General features: G+C 71.6%; 13 protein-coding genes. 11 read left to right on the top strand and 2 right to left on the bottom strand.

What is annotated here, in order from left to right; translation table 11 throughout:
• Positions 1 to 16 precede the first annotated feature (16 nt).
• Positions 17 to 1,411: a serine hydrolase domain-containing protein gene (locus L3Q67_RS29015; RefSeq protein WP_499184605.1), complete on the top strand. Its 1,395-nt coding sequence runs from the start codon at positions 17 to 19 to the stop codon at positions 1,409 to 1,411.
• Here L3Q67_RS29015 and L3Q67_RS29010 read toward each other — a convergent pair.
• A complete protein-coding gene (locus L3Q67_RS29010) occupies positions 1,392 to 2,936 on the bottom strand; it encodes a PucR family transcriptional regulator (protein ID WP_499184604.1) in 1,545 nt (514 codons plus the stop codon). The two genes, L3Q67_RS29015 and L3Q67_RS29010, sit on opposite strands and share 20 nt — an antisense overlap.
• Positions 2,937 to 3,123: 187 nt before the next feature.
• Between L3Q67_RS29010 and pucL the strand changes: the two genes are divergently transcribed.
• The 10 genes from pucL (at position 3,124) to L3Q67_RS28960 (ending at position 13,823) form a co-directional block, all read left to right on the top strand.
• On the top strand, positions 3,124 to 3,975 hold the full coding sequence (pucL, locus tag L3Q67_RS29005; RefSeq protein WP_499184603.1) for a urate oxidase: 852 nt from the start codon (positions 3,124 to 3,126) through the stop codon (positions 3,973 to 3,975).
• 13 nt (positions 3,976 to 3,988) lie between these two features.
• Complete coding sequence (locus L3Q67_RS29000; RefSeq protein WP_499184602.1) at positions 3,989 to 4,873, top strand: FAD binding domain-containing protein; 885 nt, start codon at positions 3,989 to 3,991, stop codon at positions 4,871 to 4,873.
• Positions 4,864 to 5,340 carry a (2Fe-2S)-binding protein gene (locus tag L3Q67_RS28995; protein ID WP_499184601.1) on the top strand — a complete coding sequence of 159 codons (477 nt, stop codon included), beginning with the start codon at positions 4,864 to 4,866 and terminating at the stop codon, positions 5,338 to 5,340. Before L3Q67_RS29000 ends, L3Q67_RS28995 begins: the two co-directional genes overlap by 10 nt.
• Positions 5,337 to 7,649 carry a xanthine dehydrogenase family protein molybdopterin-binding subunit gene (pucD, locus tag L3Q67_RS28990; RefSeq protein WP_499184600.1) on the top strand — a complete coding sequence of 771 codons (2,313 nt, stop codon included), beginning with the start codon at positions 5,337 to 5,339 and terminating at the stop codon, positions 7,647 to 7,649. The genes L3Q67_RS28995 and pucD overlap by 4 nt, the downstream gene beginning before the upstream one ends.
• A gap of 13 nt (positions 7,650 to 7,662) precedes the next feature.
• Complete coding sequence (locus L3Q67_RS28985) at positions 7,663 to 8,145, top strand: nucleoside deaminase (RefSeq protein ID WP_499184599.1); 483 nt, start codon at positions 7,663 to 7,665, stop codon at positions 8,143 to 8,145.
• Between the two features lie 76 nt (positions 8,146 to 8,221).
• Positions 8,222 to 9,667 (top strand): NCS2 family permease, encoded by a 1,446-nt coding sequence (locus L3Q67_RS28980; protein ID WP_499184598.1) that lies wholly within the window; start codon positions 8,222 to 8,224, stop codon positions 9,665 to 9,667.
• Between the two features lie 11 nt (positions 9,668 to 9,678).
• Positions 9,679 to 10,095 carry an allophanate hydrolase-related protein gene (locus L3Q67_RS28975; protein WP_499184597.1) on the top strand — a complete coding sequence of 139 codons (417 nt, stop codon included), beginning with the start codon at positions 9,679 to 9,681 and terminating at the stop codon, positions 10,093 to 10,095.
• A complete protein-coding gene (locus L3Q67_RS28970; RefSeq protein ID WP_499184596.1) occupies positions 10,092 to 10,976 on the top strand; it encodes an NAD(P)-dependent oxidoreductase in 885 nt (294 codons plus the stop codon). The genes L3Q67_RS28975 and L3Q67_RS28970 overlap by 4 nt, the downstream gene beginning before the upstream one ends.
• Positions 10,977 to 10,995: 19 nt before the next feature.
• Entirely contained in the window at positions 10,996 to 12,675 is a 1,680-nt protein-coding gene (gene gcl / locus L3Q67_RS28965) for a glyoxylate carboligase (protein WP_499191671.1), read from the top strand.
• A complete protein-coding gene (locus L3Q67_RS28960) occupies positions 12,672 to 13,823 on the top strand; it encodes a glycerate kinase (protein ID WP_499184595.1) in 1,152 nt (383 codons plus the stop codon). The genes gcl and L3Q67_RS28960 overlap by 4 nt, the downstream gene beginning before the upstream one ends.
• On the opposite strand, the gene L3Q67_RS28955 is transcribed toward L3Q67_RS28960, so the two are convergent.
• Positions 13,814 to 15,208 carry a neutral zinc metallopeptidase gene (locus L3Q67_RS28955; protein WP_499184594.1) on the bottom strand — a complete coding sequence of 465 codons (1,395 nt, stop codon included), beginning with the start codon at positions 15,206 to 15,208 and terminating at the stop codon, positions 13,814 to 13,816. The two genes, L3Q67_RS28960 and L3Q67_RS28955, sit on opposite strands and share 10 nt — an antisense overlap.
• Positions 15,209 to 15,262 lie beyond the last annotated feature (54 nt).

Below are 15,262 nucleotides of genomic sequence, written 5' to 3'. Positions count from 1 at the left end.
GACCAAGGGGGACGAGATGCCGTTCGACCACGCTCACTGGCAGGCGCGCTTCGACGCGCTGCGCACCGGACACCACGTGCCGGGGGCGGCGCTGGCGGTGTTCGTGGACGGCGAACTCCACGAACTGGCCAGCGGGGTGCTGCACCGCGGGACCGGCGTGGAGGTGACCACGGACTCGGTGTTCCAGTCCGGTTCGGTCGCCAAGGTGTACACCGCGACGCTGGTGATGCAGCTGGTCGACGCCGGGGAACTGCGGCTGGACACCAGGGTCGCCGACGTGCTGCCGGGCTTCGCGGTCGCCGACGCCGAAGTCGCGAAGACCGTGACGATCGGTCAGTTGCTCAGCCACACCAGCGGGATCGCCGGGGACTTCACCCTGGACACCGGCCGCGGTGACGACTGCCTCGCGCGGTACGTCGAAGCCTGCGCCGACGTCGGCCAGGACTGCCCGCCGGAGACGGTGATCTCCTACAGCAGCACCGGATACGCCATCCTCGGCCGGATCGTGGAGGTGCTCACCGGCCAGACCTGGGACGACGCGCTGCGCGACCGGCTGTTCACGCCACTGGGTCTGGAACAGTCGATGACCTTGCCGGAGGAGGCGCTGCGGTTCCGGGTGGCGATGAGCCACCTCGGTGAGCTGGGCACCGATCCGGAACCGGCGCCGGCGTGGGACATGATGCCGCGCTCGGCCGGACCGTACGGCCGGGTCCTCGTCACCGCCGCCGATGTCGTGCGCTTCGCCCGGATGCACCTCGACGACGGTGTCGCGCCCGACGGCACGCGCGTGCTGTCCGCCGGATCGGCGGCCTTGATGCGGCAGCAGGTCGCAAGTTGCCTGGACACCTGGTCCTTCATGGCGACCGGCTGGGGCCATGGCTGGGCGCTGTACGACTGGGACGGCGTTCCCGGCTACGGGCACGACGGCGCTTCGGGCGGGCAGTTCTCGTACCTGCGGGTCGTGCCCGGCAGCGGGGTCGTGGCCGCGCTGCTGACCAACGGCGGGGTGGCGACCAGCTTCTTCACCGACCTGTTCCAGGAGCTGCTCGGCGAACTCGCCGGGGTGCGGATGCCCGAGGTCTTCGCTCCCCCGGCCGAACCGCGGCCGATCGAGGTGGCCCCGCTGGCGGGGACGTACGAACGCGAGGGCGTGCGCCTGACGATCGGCGAGCGCGATGGCGGCCCGCACCTGCGGTTCGAACTGCTGGGCGGCATGGCGGGCTACTCACCGCCGATCGAAGCCGCGCTGGTGCCGGTGTCCGCGAACGTACTGGCCATGCCGGGGATGGGCCCGGTCAGCGCGCCGTGGCTCCCGCTGGTCTTCGGCACCTTCCCCGACGACACGCCCTACGTCTACTTCGGCATGCGAGCGGCGCCGAAGGCCGGCCCGGTCAACCCCATTCCCGGGTGAAGCAGCCCGCCAGGTAGAGGTCCACGCGGTCGGAGAAGCGGCTCAGGTCCCGGCCGGTCAGCTCGGAGATCCGGCTGACCCGGTACCGCAGGGTGTTGACGTGCAGGTGCAGTTCGGCCGCGGTCTGCGTCCAGGACCCGGAGTTCTCCAGGAACACCTTCACCGTGTGCACCAGATCCGAGCCGTGCGCGTCGTCGTAGGACACCAGCGGGCCGAGCACCTTCGCACCAAAAGACCGGCGTAGTTCCTCGGGGACGGCGGCCAGCAACAACAGGTGTGACGCGACCTCGTCCCCGGCGACCACCGAAGCGCGGCCGGGGGCCAGTTCGGCGAGTTTCCTGGCGTGCCGTGCTTCCTGGACGGTGGGGCGCAGGGCCTGCGCGTCCGGCGCGCGGCCGATCCCGACCGCCAGCCGGGCCGAGCCGAGGGCGGGCTCCACCACGAGCACGGCTTCGCGGATCCGCTCGACCAGGCCGTCCACCGGCTCCCGGACCGCCAGCAGGCCGAACGTCTCCGCGTCGAGCGAGCCGACCAGCGCCGGGCCGCCGAACGGGGCGAGCACCTCATCGAGGATCACCGGTGCCAGGCCAGGGCCACCGCCCTGCACGCCCGCCGAAAGCACGAGAACCTGGTCCTCGGCGGAAAAACCGGCGGCCGCGAGTCGCGAGTTCAGGTCCGCCTGGGTGGCTTCGGCCGAAAACACCAGGCGCAGCAACGGTTCCGCCGCGCGGTTCTCGATGCGCTTCGCATCGTCCAAACGGGACCGTTCGAGCCCGGCCAGCGCGGCGAACTCGGCGGCGACCTCCCGCTGCGCCGGTTCCCAGCGCGCGTGGTCGTCGGCCACCACCACGAACCAGCTGCCCATGCGGTGCCCCGCCTTGTTGGCCGAAGCCAGCATGGTGAACCCGCCTGCCGCCTGCGGCAGCCGCTCCCCCAGCAGGTAGCGCCGGGCGAGCTGCGCGCGCTGCTCCGCGCCGAGCGAATCCCCCGTTCCGGCGATCACCCGGCCGGTGGCGCTGAGCACCCAGCAGTCCGCGCCCAGCTCGGCCGCGCCCGCCTCGACGAGCGCGGGCAGGCCGCCACCGGCGGTCACCGCGGCGAGCAGGCGCCGGTGGCGGTCGAGATCCCCGCCGCCGTCCGCCCCGGCCCGTTCGGCGGCCAGGCCGAGGATGACGCGCTCGCTCACCGTCGCGAACGAGACGGACACCGGCACCTCGAACAACGGCAGGCCGGCGCGGCGGCACGAGTCGATCATGTGCTCCGGCACCGGTCCGTCCACTTCGGCCGTACCGGCGCCGAGCGCGACCACCCCGGCCTCGATCAGCGTGGTGACGAACGCGTCGGCGTCCTCGGGGCCGGGCAGCCACCGCATGCCGCAGAGCACCAGTTCGCCCCCGGTCAGGTACCGGGTGGGGTCGCTCAGGGTCGAGGTGAACACGCGGGCGAACTCGCGCTCGCGCGCGCCGGGGCCGTAGAGCAGGGTCAGCCCCAGCTCAGGCGTGTCCAGCAGGGCTCCGAGTCGCACCCGCACCTCCCTTTTCCTCCGGCCCCCAGTACCGCATACCGGCGCGGGGACGGCCTTTGGAGGTAACCACAAAAACGACGCCGGGGGGCACCGCGGGTTTCGGCGGATCGACCGTGGCCCGGTCGCCGGGCCGGACTGTGTACTGCTTCACATCCAGCAGGCGGGCGGCAGTCGGGAGGAAGCAGGCATGGCGATCGTGCTCGGCGAGAACCAGTACGGCAAGGCGGAGAATCGCGTGGTGCGGATCGACCGCGACGGCGAGCGGCACGGGATCACCGATCTGAACGTGAGCGTCTCGCTGTCCGGCGACATGACCGACACCCACTCCACCGGCGCGAACGACAAGGTGCTGGCCACCGACACGCAGAAGAACACGGTGTTCGCCTTCGCCAGGGAGGGCATCGGCGAGATCGAGGACTACGGCCTGCGCCTGGCCAGGCGGTTCGTCGGCTCCCAGCCGTCGATCCACCGGGCACGGGTGCGCATCGAGAGCTTCCCGTGGGCCAGGCTGGAGGTGGGCGGCAAGCCCGCGCACCACTCGTTCGCGCGCTCCGGCGGGGGCACGCGCACCGCGCTGATCACCTACGACGGCGAGCGGGCCGAGGTCACCGGCGGGCTGACCGACCTCACCGTGCTCAACTCGACCGACTCGGAGTTCTGGGGCTTCCCGCGTGACGAGTACACCACCCTGCCCGAGACCCGGGACCGCATCCTGGCCACCGCGGTGTCCGCGACCTGGCGGTTCGCCTCGGCCGACGGGGTGGACTGGGGCAAGGCCTTCGACACCGCCCGCGCGAGCCTGCTCGACGCGTTCGGCGGGACCTACAGCTACTCCCTGCAGCAGACGCTCTACGCGATGGGCAGCCGGGTGCTGGAAAACGTGCCGGAGATCGCCGAGGTCAGCCTGTCCCTGCCGAACAAGCACCACTTCCTCACCGATCTGTCGGCGTTCGGCCTGGACAACCCCGGCGAGGTGTTCCACGCCGCCGACCGCCCGTACGGCCTGATCGAGGGCACCGTGCGGCGGGACGATTCCTGAGAGGACGAGCACCATGGACTTCCTGCGCCCGCTGACGCTCGCCGACGCACTGGCGGCGAAGGCCGAACACCCGGACGCGGTGCCCATCGCCGGCGGCACCGACGTGATGGTCGAGCTGAACTTCGACCACCGGCGCCCGGCCGCGCTGCTGGACCTGACCCGGATACCCGACCTGCACGAACACTCCCGCGTGGACGGACGCGTCCGGATCGGCGCGGGCGTGCCGTACACCCGGATCATCGCCGAACTGGGCCGCGAGCTGCCCGGCCTGGCGATGGCGGCGCGCACGGTCGGCTCCCCGCAGATCCGCAACCGCGGCAGCGTGGGCGGCAACCTCGGCGCGGCCTCCCCCGCCGGTGACTCGCACCCCGCGCTCCTCGCCGCGGACGCCGAAGTGGAGATCGCCTCGGTGCACGGCGTGCGCCTGGTGCCGGTGAGGGACTTCTACCTCGGGGTCAAGCGCAACCTGCTCGCCGAGGACGAGCTGATCACCGCGGTGCACCTGGCCCCGGCCACCGGCCCGCAGCAGTTCAGCAAGATCGGCAGCCGCAACGCGATGGTGATCGCGGTCTGCGCCTTCGGCCTCGCGCTGCACCCGGAACGCGAGCGGGTCGGCACCGGTATCGGCTCGGCGGCCCCGACCCCGCGCCGGGCGACCGAGGCGGAGGACTTCCTGGCCGGTGCACTGACCGACCGGAACCTGTGGCACGCCCCGCGCGCGCTCGAAGACTCGGTGAAACGCCGGTTCGGCGAACTGGTCGCGCGGGCCGCGTCCCCGATCGACGACGTGCGCGGCAGTGCCGCGTACCGCAAGCACGCACTGGCCGTGATGGCCCGGCGGACCCTGGGCTGGGCGTGGCAGGACTACCTCGAAGGGAGCTGGCAGGCATGCGCGTGAACGTCACGGTCAACGGCGAGGACCGGCGGGCCGACCACGTCTGGGAGGGCGAAAGCCTGCTCTACCTGCTGCGCGAGCGGCTCGGCCTGCCCGGTTCCAAGAACGCTTGCGAGCAGGGCGAATGCGGCTCGTGCACGGTCTACCTCGACGGGGTTCCGGCGTGTGCCTGCCTGGTCGCGGCCGGGCAGGCCGAAGGCCGTGAGGTGCGCACGGTGGAAGGTCTCGCTGAGGGCGACGCACTAGATCCGGTACAGGAGTCCTTTGTGGAATGTGGGGCGGTGCAGTGCGGGTTCTGCACGCCTGGGCTGCTGGTCGCCGCACACGACCTGATCGAGCGCACCAGCGAGCCCAGTGACGCGGAGATCCGGGAGGCGCTGGCCGGGAACCTGTGCCGCTGCACCGGTTACGAGAAGATCCTGGACGCCGTCCGGCTCGCCGCCGCGCGGAAAGCCCAGGTGGCGCGATGAGCACGACGAACCCTGCCCGTTCCCCGCAGACGCTCGACGACACGATCACCGGCGGCATCGGCGAAAGCCCGCTGCGGCCCGACGGCGTGCTCAAGGTCCGCGGCGAGTTCGCCTATTCCTCGGACCTGTGGCACGAGGACATGCTGTGGGGTGCGACCCTGCGCAGCCCTCACCCGCACGCCCTGATCACCGGCATCGACACCAGCGCGGCGCTGGCCGTGCCCGGCGTGCACGCGGTGCTGACGCACGAGGACGTGCCCGGCGAGAACGTCTACGGCCTCAAGTACCAGGACACGCCGGCGCTGGCCGTCGACCGCGTGCGCTACCAGGGCGAGCCGGTCGCCATCCTGGCGGCCGACCACCCGGAGATCGCGCGGCAGGCGCTGAAGAAGATCGAGGTCGGCTACGAGGTGCTCGAGCCGATCACCGACCCCGAGCGGGCCGCGCACGACCACACGCTGCCGCACCTGCACCCGGACGGGAACCTGGTGCGCTACCAGCGGATCGTGCGTGGAGACCCCGACGCCGAAGCCGAGGTGGTGGTGTCCGGGGTCTACGAGATCGGCATGCAGGACCAGGCCTTCCTCGGGCCGGAATCCGGGCTGGCCGTCCCCGCCGAGGACGGCGGCGTCGACCTCTACCTGGCCACCCAGTGGCTGCACGTGGACCAGCGGCAGACCGCGAAGGCGCTGGGCCTGCCACTGGAGAAGGTGCGCCTGACCCTGTCCGGGGTCGGTGGCGCGTTCGGCGGGCGCGAGGACCTGTCGATGCAGATCCACTCGTGCCTGCTCGCCCTGCGCACCGGCAGGCCGGTGAAGATGGTCTACAACCGTGAGGAATCCTTCTTCGGGCACGTGCACCGGCACCCGGCGAAGATGTACTACGAGCACGGGGCCACGAAGGACGGCGACCTGGTCTACGTCCGCGCCCGGCTGTACTTCGACGGTGGTGCCTACGCCTCGAAGACCCCGGTGGTGGTGGGCAACGGGACCACGCTGGGCGTCGGCCCGTACGACGTGCCCAACGCGAAGATCGAGGGCTGGGGCGTCTACAGCAACAACCCGACCTGCGGCGCGATGCGCGGTCTCGGCGCGGTGCAGCCGACATACGCCTACGAGTCCCAAATGGACAAACTGGCGGCGGCGCTCGGCATGGACCCGGCGGAACTGCGCATCCGCAACGCGATGAGCGAGGGCTCGGCGAACGTGACCGGGCAGGTCATCGACTTCCCGGCGCCGGTGGCCGAACTCGTGCGGCGGGTCAGGGACATGCCGTTGCCGCCGGAGAACCGCACCGCGCCGGTGGACATCCGGGACCTGCCCGGCGGCACGTCGAACACCACGCACGGCGAAGGCGTGGTCCGCGGCATCGGGTACGGCGTGACCATCAAGAACATCTCCTACGCCGAAGGACTCGACGACTACTCGACCGCGAGGGTGCGCCTGGAGGTGCTCGGCGGCGAAGCGGTGGCGATGGTGCACACCGCGGCGGCGGAGGTCGGCCAGGGTCTGGTCACGTTGCAACAGCAGATCGCGCGCACCGAACTCGGCGTGCCGCGGGTGACCGTGCACCCCGCGGACACCAGCGTGGGCGACGCCGGCTCCAGTTCGGCGTCCCGGCAGACCTACGTCACCGGCGGCGCGGTGCGCAACGCGTGCCGGGCGGTGGCCGAGCGCGTTTTCGCCCGCGCGGCAGGCCGTCTCGGACGATCACCCGAAGGAATGGCCCTGTCCGGCGGGAAGATCGTGGCTTCCGACGGTGAAGTCCTGGCCGCACTGGCCGATATCCTCGGTGAAGACGCCATCGAGGAGACGCGCGAGTACCACCACCGCCCGACCTATCCACTTGATCCGGAGACCGGCCAGGGCGACGCGCACGTCCAGTACGGCTTCTCCGCCCACCGGGCGGTGGTCGACGTGGACACCGAACTGGGCCTGGTCAAGGTCGTGCAACTGGACTGCGCGCAGGACGTCGGCAAGGCGATGAACCCCGACGCCGTCGTCGCGCAGATCCAGGGCGGCTCGGCGCAGGGTCTCGGCCTGGCCGTGATGGAGGAAATCCAGGTACGCGACGGGAAAGTACGCAACCCCTCGTTCACCGACTACCTCATCCCGACCGTGCTCGACACGCCGCCGATGCGGATCGACGTGCTCGAACGCGCCGACCCGCACGCGCCCTACGGCGTCCGCGGGGTCGGCGAGCCGCCGACCATCTCGGCCACCCCGGCCATCGCGAACGCCATCCGCGCGGCCACCGGGCTGGAACTGCCCCGCGTGCCGATCCGGCCCGAACACCTCACCGGAACCTGAACCAGGAGAAGTCATGACCACCACCGAAAGCCGCGAAGCCGCCTGGCTGACCGAATGCGTGCGGCTGGCCGCGAAGAACGTCACCGAGGGCGGCGGGCCGTTCGGCGCGCTGATCGTGCGCGACGGCGGAATCATCGCCACCGGGGTCAACCGGGTCACCCCCGAGCTCGATCCGACCGCGCACGCCGAGGTCGTCGCGATCCGCGCGGCGTGTCAGGCACTCGGCACCTTCAAGCTCGACGGCTGCGTGCTGGTCTCGTCCTGCGAGCCGTGCCCGATGTGCCTGAGCTCGGCGCTGTGGGCGCGGGTCGACCGGATCGTCTACGCCGCCGACCGGCACGACGCGGCGAAGGCCGGTTTCGACGACCTCGCCTTCTACGAACTGTTCTCCACCCCTCGCGACGCCTGGTCCGTACCCGTGACCCAGGTGTCCACAGAGGACGGTTTCACCCCGTTCGCGACCTGGCTCGACCAGCCGGACCGCGTCGGCTACTGAGCGCGCGAACGCTGACCGGAGCACCCGCGGACAAGCACGTCCCCGAAACCCACCGGCAAGGGAGAGGACGCCTCCAATGACGCTGGCACGTCCCGGCGACCGGGTTCACGAAGGCGAACCCGAACCACCCCGCAGGTCGCTGCTCGACCGGTACTTCCAGATCTCCGGCAGGCAGAGCACCGTCGGCCGCGAGGTCCGCGGCGGCCTGACCACCTTCGTCGCGATGGCCTACATCGTGCTGCTCAACCCGCTCATCCTCGGTGCTTCGGCGGACATCACCGGCACCAGGCTGAGCACCGCCCAGCTGACCACGGCCACCGCGCTCTCGGCCGCGGTGATGACCGTGCTGATGGGCCTGATCGGCAACGCGCCGCTGGCGCTGGCCGCCGGGCTCGGCATCAACGGCATCGTCGCCTTCCAGATGGCGCCGGCGATGACCTGGGCGCAGGCGTTCGGGCTGGTGGTGCTGGAGGGCCTGTGCATCGTGCTGATGGCCGCCAGCGGGATCCGCGAACGGATCCTCGACGCCATCCCGATGCCGCTGAAAACCGCGATCACCGTGGGCATCGGGCTCTACATCGCGCTGGTCGGCCTGGTCAGCGCCGGGTTCGTCACCCGCGTCCCGGACGCGGCGGGCACCACGGTCCCGCTGCAACTGGGCGTGGACGGGCACCTCGACGGCTGGCCGATCGCGGTGTTCTGCTTCGGCCTGCTGCTGATGGCGGTGCTGGTGACGCGGAAGGTGCCAGGGGCGGTGCTGATCAGCATCGCCGCGGCCACCGTGGCCGCGGTCGTGCTGCACGACGGGTTCGGCCTCGGCGAATGGGGCCGCACCGAGCCGACACTGCCCAGCGACCTGTTCGCCGCGCCCGATTTCGGCCTGCTCGGCGAGGTGGACCTGTTCGGCGGATTCGTCTCGGCGGGCGCGCTGACCGCGACGATCTTCCTGTTCACCCTGGTGCTGTCCGGTTTCTTCGACGCGATGGGCACCATCACCAGCGTGTCCGGCGAAGCCGGGCTGTCGAAGAACGGGAAGGTGCCCGGCATGGGCCGCATCCTGCTGGTGGACGGCGCGGGAGCGATCGCGGGCGGGGTCACCGGCTCCTCGCCGAACACGGTGTTCATGGAGTCGGCGGCGGGCGTGGGCGAAGGCGCGCGGACCGGCTTGGCCAGCGTGGTCACCGGGGCCCTGTTCGCCCTGACCCTGCTGTTCACCCCGCTGGCCGGGGTGGTCCCGGCGCAGGCGGCGGCCCCGGCGCTGGTGGTCATCGGCGGCATGATGATGGCCCAGGTCCGCACCATCCCCTGGCACGAACCGGACTACACGATCCCGGTGTTCCTCACCGCGGCGCTGATCCCGTTCACCTACTCGATCACCAACGGCGTCGGCGCCGGGCTGATCGCCTTCGTGGTGATCAAGACCGGCAAGGGCCGCTGGCGCGAGGCCGGCTGGCTGCTCACCGTGCTGGCCGTGGTCTTCGCGGTCTACTTCGGCATCGACGGCGTCAAAGCACTCTTCTAGGGAGGCGAACTGTGGCTCTGATGTTCCTCAACGGCGGCGCCATGCGCGGCGAACCGCTGCACCACCTGCTCGGCGGCGCACCACTTCTCACCGCGACCACCACCGCGCCGAAGTACCGGTTCTACTCGGTCGGCGACCAGTGCCCGGCGTTGTTCCCGGTGTCGCACGGCGGCGCGGCGGTGGCCGGCGAGGTCTACGACATCGGCCTGGACGCGCTGCGCGACCACGTGCTGCCGTCCGAACCGCACGAACTGGAACTCGGGGTCGCCGAACTGGCCGACGGCAGTTCGGCGTTCGCGATGTTCCTGCGCCGCCCGTACACCTCCCACGTCCAGCTCCGCGACATCACCGAGATCGGTGACTGGCGGGCCTACCGCGCGCGCCGGCGGCTTCGGCCGGCGTCCCCCGACGACGAAGGAACTCCATGACTGACCTCGCGTTCATCGGCCTCGGCATCATGGGCGCGCCGATGGCCCGCAACCTGATGCGCGCCGGGTTCACCGTGACCGGTTATGACCTCGACGCCGCCGCGGTGGCCGGGCTCGCCGAGGACGGCGGCAAGGCGGCGGGCTCGATCGCCGACGCGATCAACGGCGCCGAGATCGTCATCACCATGCTCCCGGCCGACCCGCACGTGGAAGCGGTGGTGCTCGGCGAAGGCGGCGTGTTCGAGACGATCAAGCCGGGCACCCTGTTCATCGACTTCAGCACGATCAAACCGGAAACCTCGCAGAAGGTGGCCGAAGCCGGGGCCCGCAAAGACATCCGCGTGCTCGACGCGCCGGTCTCCGGTGGTGAGGCCGGCGCGATCAACGCCGTGCTGTCCATCATGGCCGGTGGCACCCTGGCCGACTTCGACGCCGCGAAGCCGGTGTTCGACGCGGTCGGCAAGGTGGCCGCGCTGGTCGGGCCGCACGGCGCGGGCCAGGTGGTCAAGGCGGCCAACCAGCTCGTGGTCGGCGGCACCTACGCGCTGGTGGCCGAGGCGATCGTGCTGCTGGAAGCGTCCGGTGTGGACGCCCGCGCCGGGCTCGACGTGCTGGCGGGCGGGCTCGCGGCGAGCCGGATCCTCGAACTGAAGCGGGAATCCATGCTGGCACGCGACTTCCGGCCGGGCTTCCGGATCGACCTGCACCACAAGGACATGGGCATCGTGCTCGACGCCGCCCGCCAGGCCGAGGTGTCGCTGCCGTTCGGCAACCAGGTCGCCGCGCTGGTGCAGGCCGCCCGCGCGCAGGGGCTGGGCGATTCCGATCATTCCGCGCTGCTGCGCGTCGTCGAGCGGCTGTCCGGGCGAGAGGGGAACTGACATGGCGAGAATGCCCGCGATGGAAGCGGTGGTCGAGGTCCTCAAGTCCGAGGGCGTGGACACCGCGTTCGGCTGCCCCGGCGCCGCGATCCTCCCGCTGTACAAGGCGATGGCGGTGCGCGGCGGGATCGAGCACCTGACCGTGCGCCACGAGGAGGGCGCCACGCACATGGCCGACGGCTGGGCCCGTACCAACGGCCGGGTCGGCCTGGCGATCGGCACCTCCGGCCCGGCCGGGACGAACATGATCACCGGCCTGTACACCGCGATGGCGGACTCCGTGCCGATCCTCTGCGTGACCGGGCAGGCGGCGTCGTCGAAACTGCACCAGGAGGCGTTCCAGGCGGTCGACATCGTCGAGATCGCCAAGCCGGTGACCAAGTGGGCGGTGCAGATCAAGGAGGCGGCCACCGCGCCGTGGATCTTCCGCGAGGCGTTCCGGATCGCGCGCTCGGGTCGTCCCGGCCCGGTGCTGGTGGACATCCCGGTGGACGTCGCGCAGCAGCTGATCGAGTACGACGCCTCGATCGACGCGCCGCTGCCGGTGGAAGCCGTGCACCCGCACCAGCCGCGGGTGGACCGCGCGCTGGACCTGTTGCTGGCGGCGGAAAAGCCGCTGCTGCTGGCCGGTGGCGGGGTGATCATCGCCGAGGCCGCGGCCGAACTGCGGGAGCTGGCCGAGTACCTGAACATCCCGGTGCAGGTCACGCTGATGGGCAAGGGCGCGATCGACGAGGACCACCCGCTGTTCGCCGGCACCACCGGCGTGCAGACCTCGCAGCGCTACGGCAACGCGTCGTTCCTGGAGTCCGACACGGTGCTCGCGGTGGGCGCGCGCTTCGGCGACCGCCACACCGGCACGCTCGAGGTCTACCGCGGCGAGCGCAAGTTCATCCACGTGGACATCGAGCCGACGCAGCTGGGCAAGGTGTTCCCGCCGGACCTCGGCGTGGTGTCCGACGCGAAGCTGTTCCTGCGGGCGTTGGTGCGCACGGCCAAAGCCCGGGACGCGGCTCGCCCGGCGGGTGGCTGGGTCTCCCGCGTCGCCGAACTGAAGGCGACGCTGGGCCGTCGTGAGGACTTCGAGACCACGCCGATCAAGGCACCGCGGGTGTACAAGGAGATCAACGAGGTCTTCGACGAAGACACCTACTTCGTCACCGCGATCGGGCTCTACCAGATCTGGGGCGGGCAGCACCAGAAGGCCTACCGGCCGCGCCGGTACCAGATCTGCGGGCAGGCCGGGCCGCTCGGCTGGGAGATCCCGGCGGCGATCGGGGTCAAGAAGGCGGCCCCGGACGCCGAGGTGGTCGGCATCGTCGGCGACTACGGGTTCCAGTACCTCGTCGAGGAACTGGCGGTGGCCGCGCAGTACCACGTGCCGTTCGTGCTGATCATGATCAACAACGAGTACCTCGGGCTGATTCGGCAGGCGTCCATCCCGTACGAGATGAACTACCAGGTGGACATCCACTACGACGAGTACGGCACGGACAACGTCAAGGTGATGGAGGCCTACGGCTGCGCCGGGCGCCGCGTGGTCGAGCCGGGCGACATCCGCGACACCATCGAATGGGCGCGCAAGGAGGCCGTGGCCACCTCGCGGCCCGTGCTGGTGGAGATCATGATCGAACGGGAGGCGAACACCCCGCACGGCCCGGCGATCGACGCGGTCAGGGAGTTCGAGCCGCTGCCATGACGGTGCTGATCGCGCCGGACAAGCCCTCCCGTCGCCCACCACCACCCTCAACGGTGCTGATCGCGCCGGACAAATTCAAGGGGTCGTTGACCGCCGCAGAAGTAGCCGAGGCCGTGGCCGCCGGGATTTCCGAAGTGTGCCCGGAAATCCCGGTCCGGTCGCTGCCGGTAGCCGACGGCGGTGAGGGCACGGTGGACGCGGTGGGGTCGGCCGGTTTCCGCCGGGTGCGCACGGTGGTGACCGGCCCGGCCGGGCAGCCGGTCCGCGCTTCGCTGGCGTTGCGGGACGACACCGCGGTCGTGGAACTGGCCGAGGCCTCCGGGCTGCATCGGCTTCCCGGTCCCCTGCTGCCGATGACTGCGACCAGCGCCGGGACCGGCGAGCTGATCGCGGCGGCCTTGCGGGCGGGACGCCGCCGGGTGGTGCTCGGCGTGGGCGGCAGCGCGTGCACCGACGGCGGCGCGGGCATGCTGTCCGCGCTGGGCGCCCGCCTGCTCGACGCCCGGGGCGCGGAGCTGCCACCCGGCGGGGCGGCCCTGCTGGACCTCGACCGGCTCGACCTGTCCGGTTTGGACCCCCGCCTGTCCGAAGTGGAGTTCGAGCTGGCTGGCGACGTGGACAACCCGCTGCTGGGCCCACGGGGTGCGGCCACGGTCTATGGGCCACAGAAGGGAGCCACCCCGGAGCAGGTCGAACTGCTGGATCGGGCGCTGGGCCGATGGGCGTCCTTCGTCGGCACCGGACACGTGGACGCACCCGGCGCCGGTGCCGCGGGCGGGGTCGGATTCGCCGCGCTTTCCCTGCTGGGCGCCAAAATGCGACCGGGTATCGAGGTGGTGCTGGACCTGCTCGGGTTCGCCGACGCGGTCCGCGGCGCCCGGCTGGTGGTCACCGGTGAAGGCTCGCTGGACGAGCAGACCTTGCACGGCAAGGCGCCCTCGGGGGTCGCCCGGGCCGCCGGGGACGTTCCGGTGGTCGCGGTCGCCGGACGGTGCCTGCTCTCCCCCGCGCAACTCGCGGACGCCGGGTTCCGGGCCGCCTACGCCCTCACCGACCTCGAACCGGACCCGGGCCGGTCGATGTCGAACGCCGCCGAGTTGCTCCGGCGGCAGGCCGCGCGCCTGGCGCGGGACCACCTTCAGGGATAGGTCACCGAGCAGACCCGGGCTTCCGCGGCGGCGAAACCGTCGCGGAAGGCGGCCACCCTGGCGAATCCGGCGGGCAGCGCCTCCCCGCGCGCGTCGGCGGCGATCAGGCTGGCCGGGGCGAGCATTTCGGCGACCGCCTCGTCCAGGTCGCCGGGTGACAGGCGCAGCGGCACGTCCGCCCCGGAACTCAGGGTGGCCGCCCAGAATCCGGTCAGGCAGGCGGTCCGCTGCGCCGCCACCGGGCCTTCGAGCAGGTGCCCGGCCTCCTGCTGGACCGACAGCGTGTACCGGGAGGCGACCTCGGCGAAGGCGGCGAAGTCGCCGAGCCCGCCGGGACGGCCGCGCCGCGACGGCGTGCCGATCCGCACCAGTTCGGGCAGGTTCAGCCCGACCTGGTTGGACGCCGAGCAGAAGGCCGCGGGACTGCCGGTCGGCTCGCACAGCGTCGGGCCGGTGGTCAGCGCCGGGGCCGAGCGGGTCTGGTCGAACGCCTGGCGCAGGCTCGCGGCCAGGTCCTCCTGCGCCTCGCGGCTGTCCAGGCGCAGGTTCGGCTCGCCGGAAGCGGCGGAACCGGACTCGCGCTGGGTGCTGCGTGCTTCGATCTCGGCCGTGTCGATCCGGGCGCAGCGGGCCGGTCCGTCGGTGAAGCCGATCTGGAAGGCGGACACGCGGTCGAAGGCGTTGCCGTGCGCCCCTTCGGCGTCGAAGGTGACCTCGGCCGAATCGCGGATCAGGAACAGGGTGGACAGCGCCTGGTTGAGCCCTTCGCCGGTGGTGATCCGGAACGCCGGTGACTCCCCTTCGGCGACCCAGCGGAAGTACGCGCCGGTGTAGCAGTCGGCCTGCTGCTCCTTGACGATGGTCGGCGTCCGCTCCGCCACCCCGAGCCGGAACTGCACCGCGTGGCCGAGTTCGTGCGCCAGCACGGTCATCACCGCCACCGGGCCGAAGGAATCCCGCAGTTCCGGCAGCAGTTCGCCGCGGTCCCAGGCGACCACGTCCGGTACGGCACCGCAGTAGAAGGCGTTCACCAGGCCCTCGGTGGTGGCCCCGCACACCTCCGGCCCCGGCTCGCCGGAGTCGTAGGACACGAGCCGGATGACCGGCACGTACTCCTGCCCGAAGGTCTCCGGCAGCCGCGCGGCCCAGTACCGCTCCACATCGGCCACCGCGGCGGTGGCGAGGGCGTCGATCTCCCCGCCGTCGCTGCCGTCGACCTTCAGATCCGTGGGCGGGGCGCCCGGCTTGGGCCCGCTCGGGCCGTCCGTGACGCCGAGTCCGACGACCGCGGCCGGGTCCTCCCGCCGTGCCCTGCCCTCGATCGGCACCGTGCACCCGGCCAGCAGCACGGCCAGGAGCGCGAAGGCGATTCCGGTGCGCCGCATGGCTCCACCTCCTGCCAGGGCACACGGAACCCGGCCGGACGCGGTTCGAGGGCC

Origin of the sequence: Saccharothrix sp. AJ9571 (assembly GCF_021725495.1) — a bacterium.
GTDB classification, from domain to species: Bacteria; Actinomycetota; Actinomycetes; order Mycobacteriales; family Pseudonocardiaceae; genus Amycolatopsis; species Amycolatopsis magusensis.
Note: the sequence above shows the minus strand (reverse complement) of the source record. Positions and strands in the feature narration are given on the sequence as shown.

Excerpts from the sequence above, each read along its gene's own strand:
- L3Q67_RS29015 (WP_499184605.1), top strand. The coding sequence starts at position 17 with ATGCCGTTCGACCACGCTCACTGGCAGGCGCGCTTCGACGCGCTGCGC.
- pucL (WP_499184603.1), top strand. The coding sequence starts at position 3,124 with ATGGCGATCGTGCTCGGCGAGAACCAGTACGGCAAGGCGGAGAATCGC.
- L3Q67_RS29000 (WP_499184602.1), top strand. The coding sequence starts at position 3,989 with ATGGACTTCCTGCGCCCGCTGACGCTCGCCGACGCACTGGCGGCGAAG.
- L3Q67_RS28995 (WP_499184601.1), top strand. The coding sequence starts at position 4,864 with ATGCGCGTGAACGTCACGGTCAACGGCGAGGACCGGCGGGCCGACCAC.
- pucD (WP_499184600.1), top strand. The coding sequence starts at position 5,337 with ATGAGCACGACGAACCCTGCCCGTTCCCCGCAGACGCTCGACGACACG.
- L3Q67_RS28985 (WP_499184599.1), top strand. The coding sequence starts at position 7,663 with ATGACCACCACCGAAAGCCGCGAAGCCGCCTGGCTGACCGAATGCGTG.
- L3Q67_RS28980 (WP_499184598.1), top strand. The coding sequence starts at position 8,222 with ATGACGCTGGCACGTCCCGGCGACCGGGTTCACGAAGGCGAACCCGAA.
- L3Q67_RS28970 (WP_499184596.1), top strand. The coding sequence starts at position 10,092 with ATGACTGACCTCGCGTTCATCGGCCTCGGCATCATGGGCGCGCCGATG.
- gcl (WP_499191671.1), top strand. The coding sequence starts at position 10,996 with ATGGAAGCGGTGGTCGAGGTCCTCAAGTCCGAGGGCGTGGACACCGCG.
- L3Q67_RS28960 (WP_499184595.1), top strand. The coding sequence starts at position 12,672 with ATGACGGTGCTGATCGCGCCGGACAAGCCCTCCCGTCGCCCACCACCA.
- L3Q67_RS28955 (WP_499184594.1), bottom strand. The coding sequence starts at position 15,208 with ATGCGGCGCACCGGAATCGCCTTCGCGCTCCTGGCCGTGCTGCTGGCC.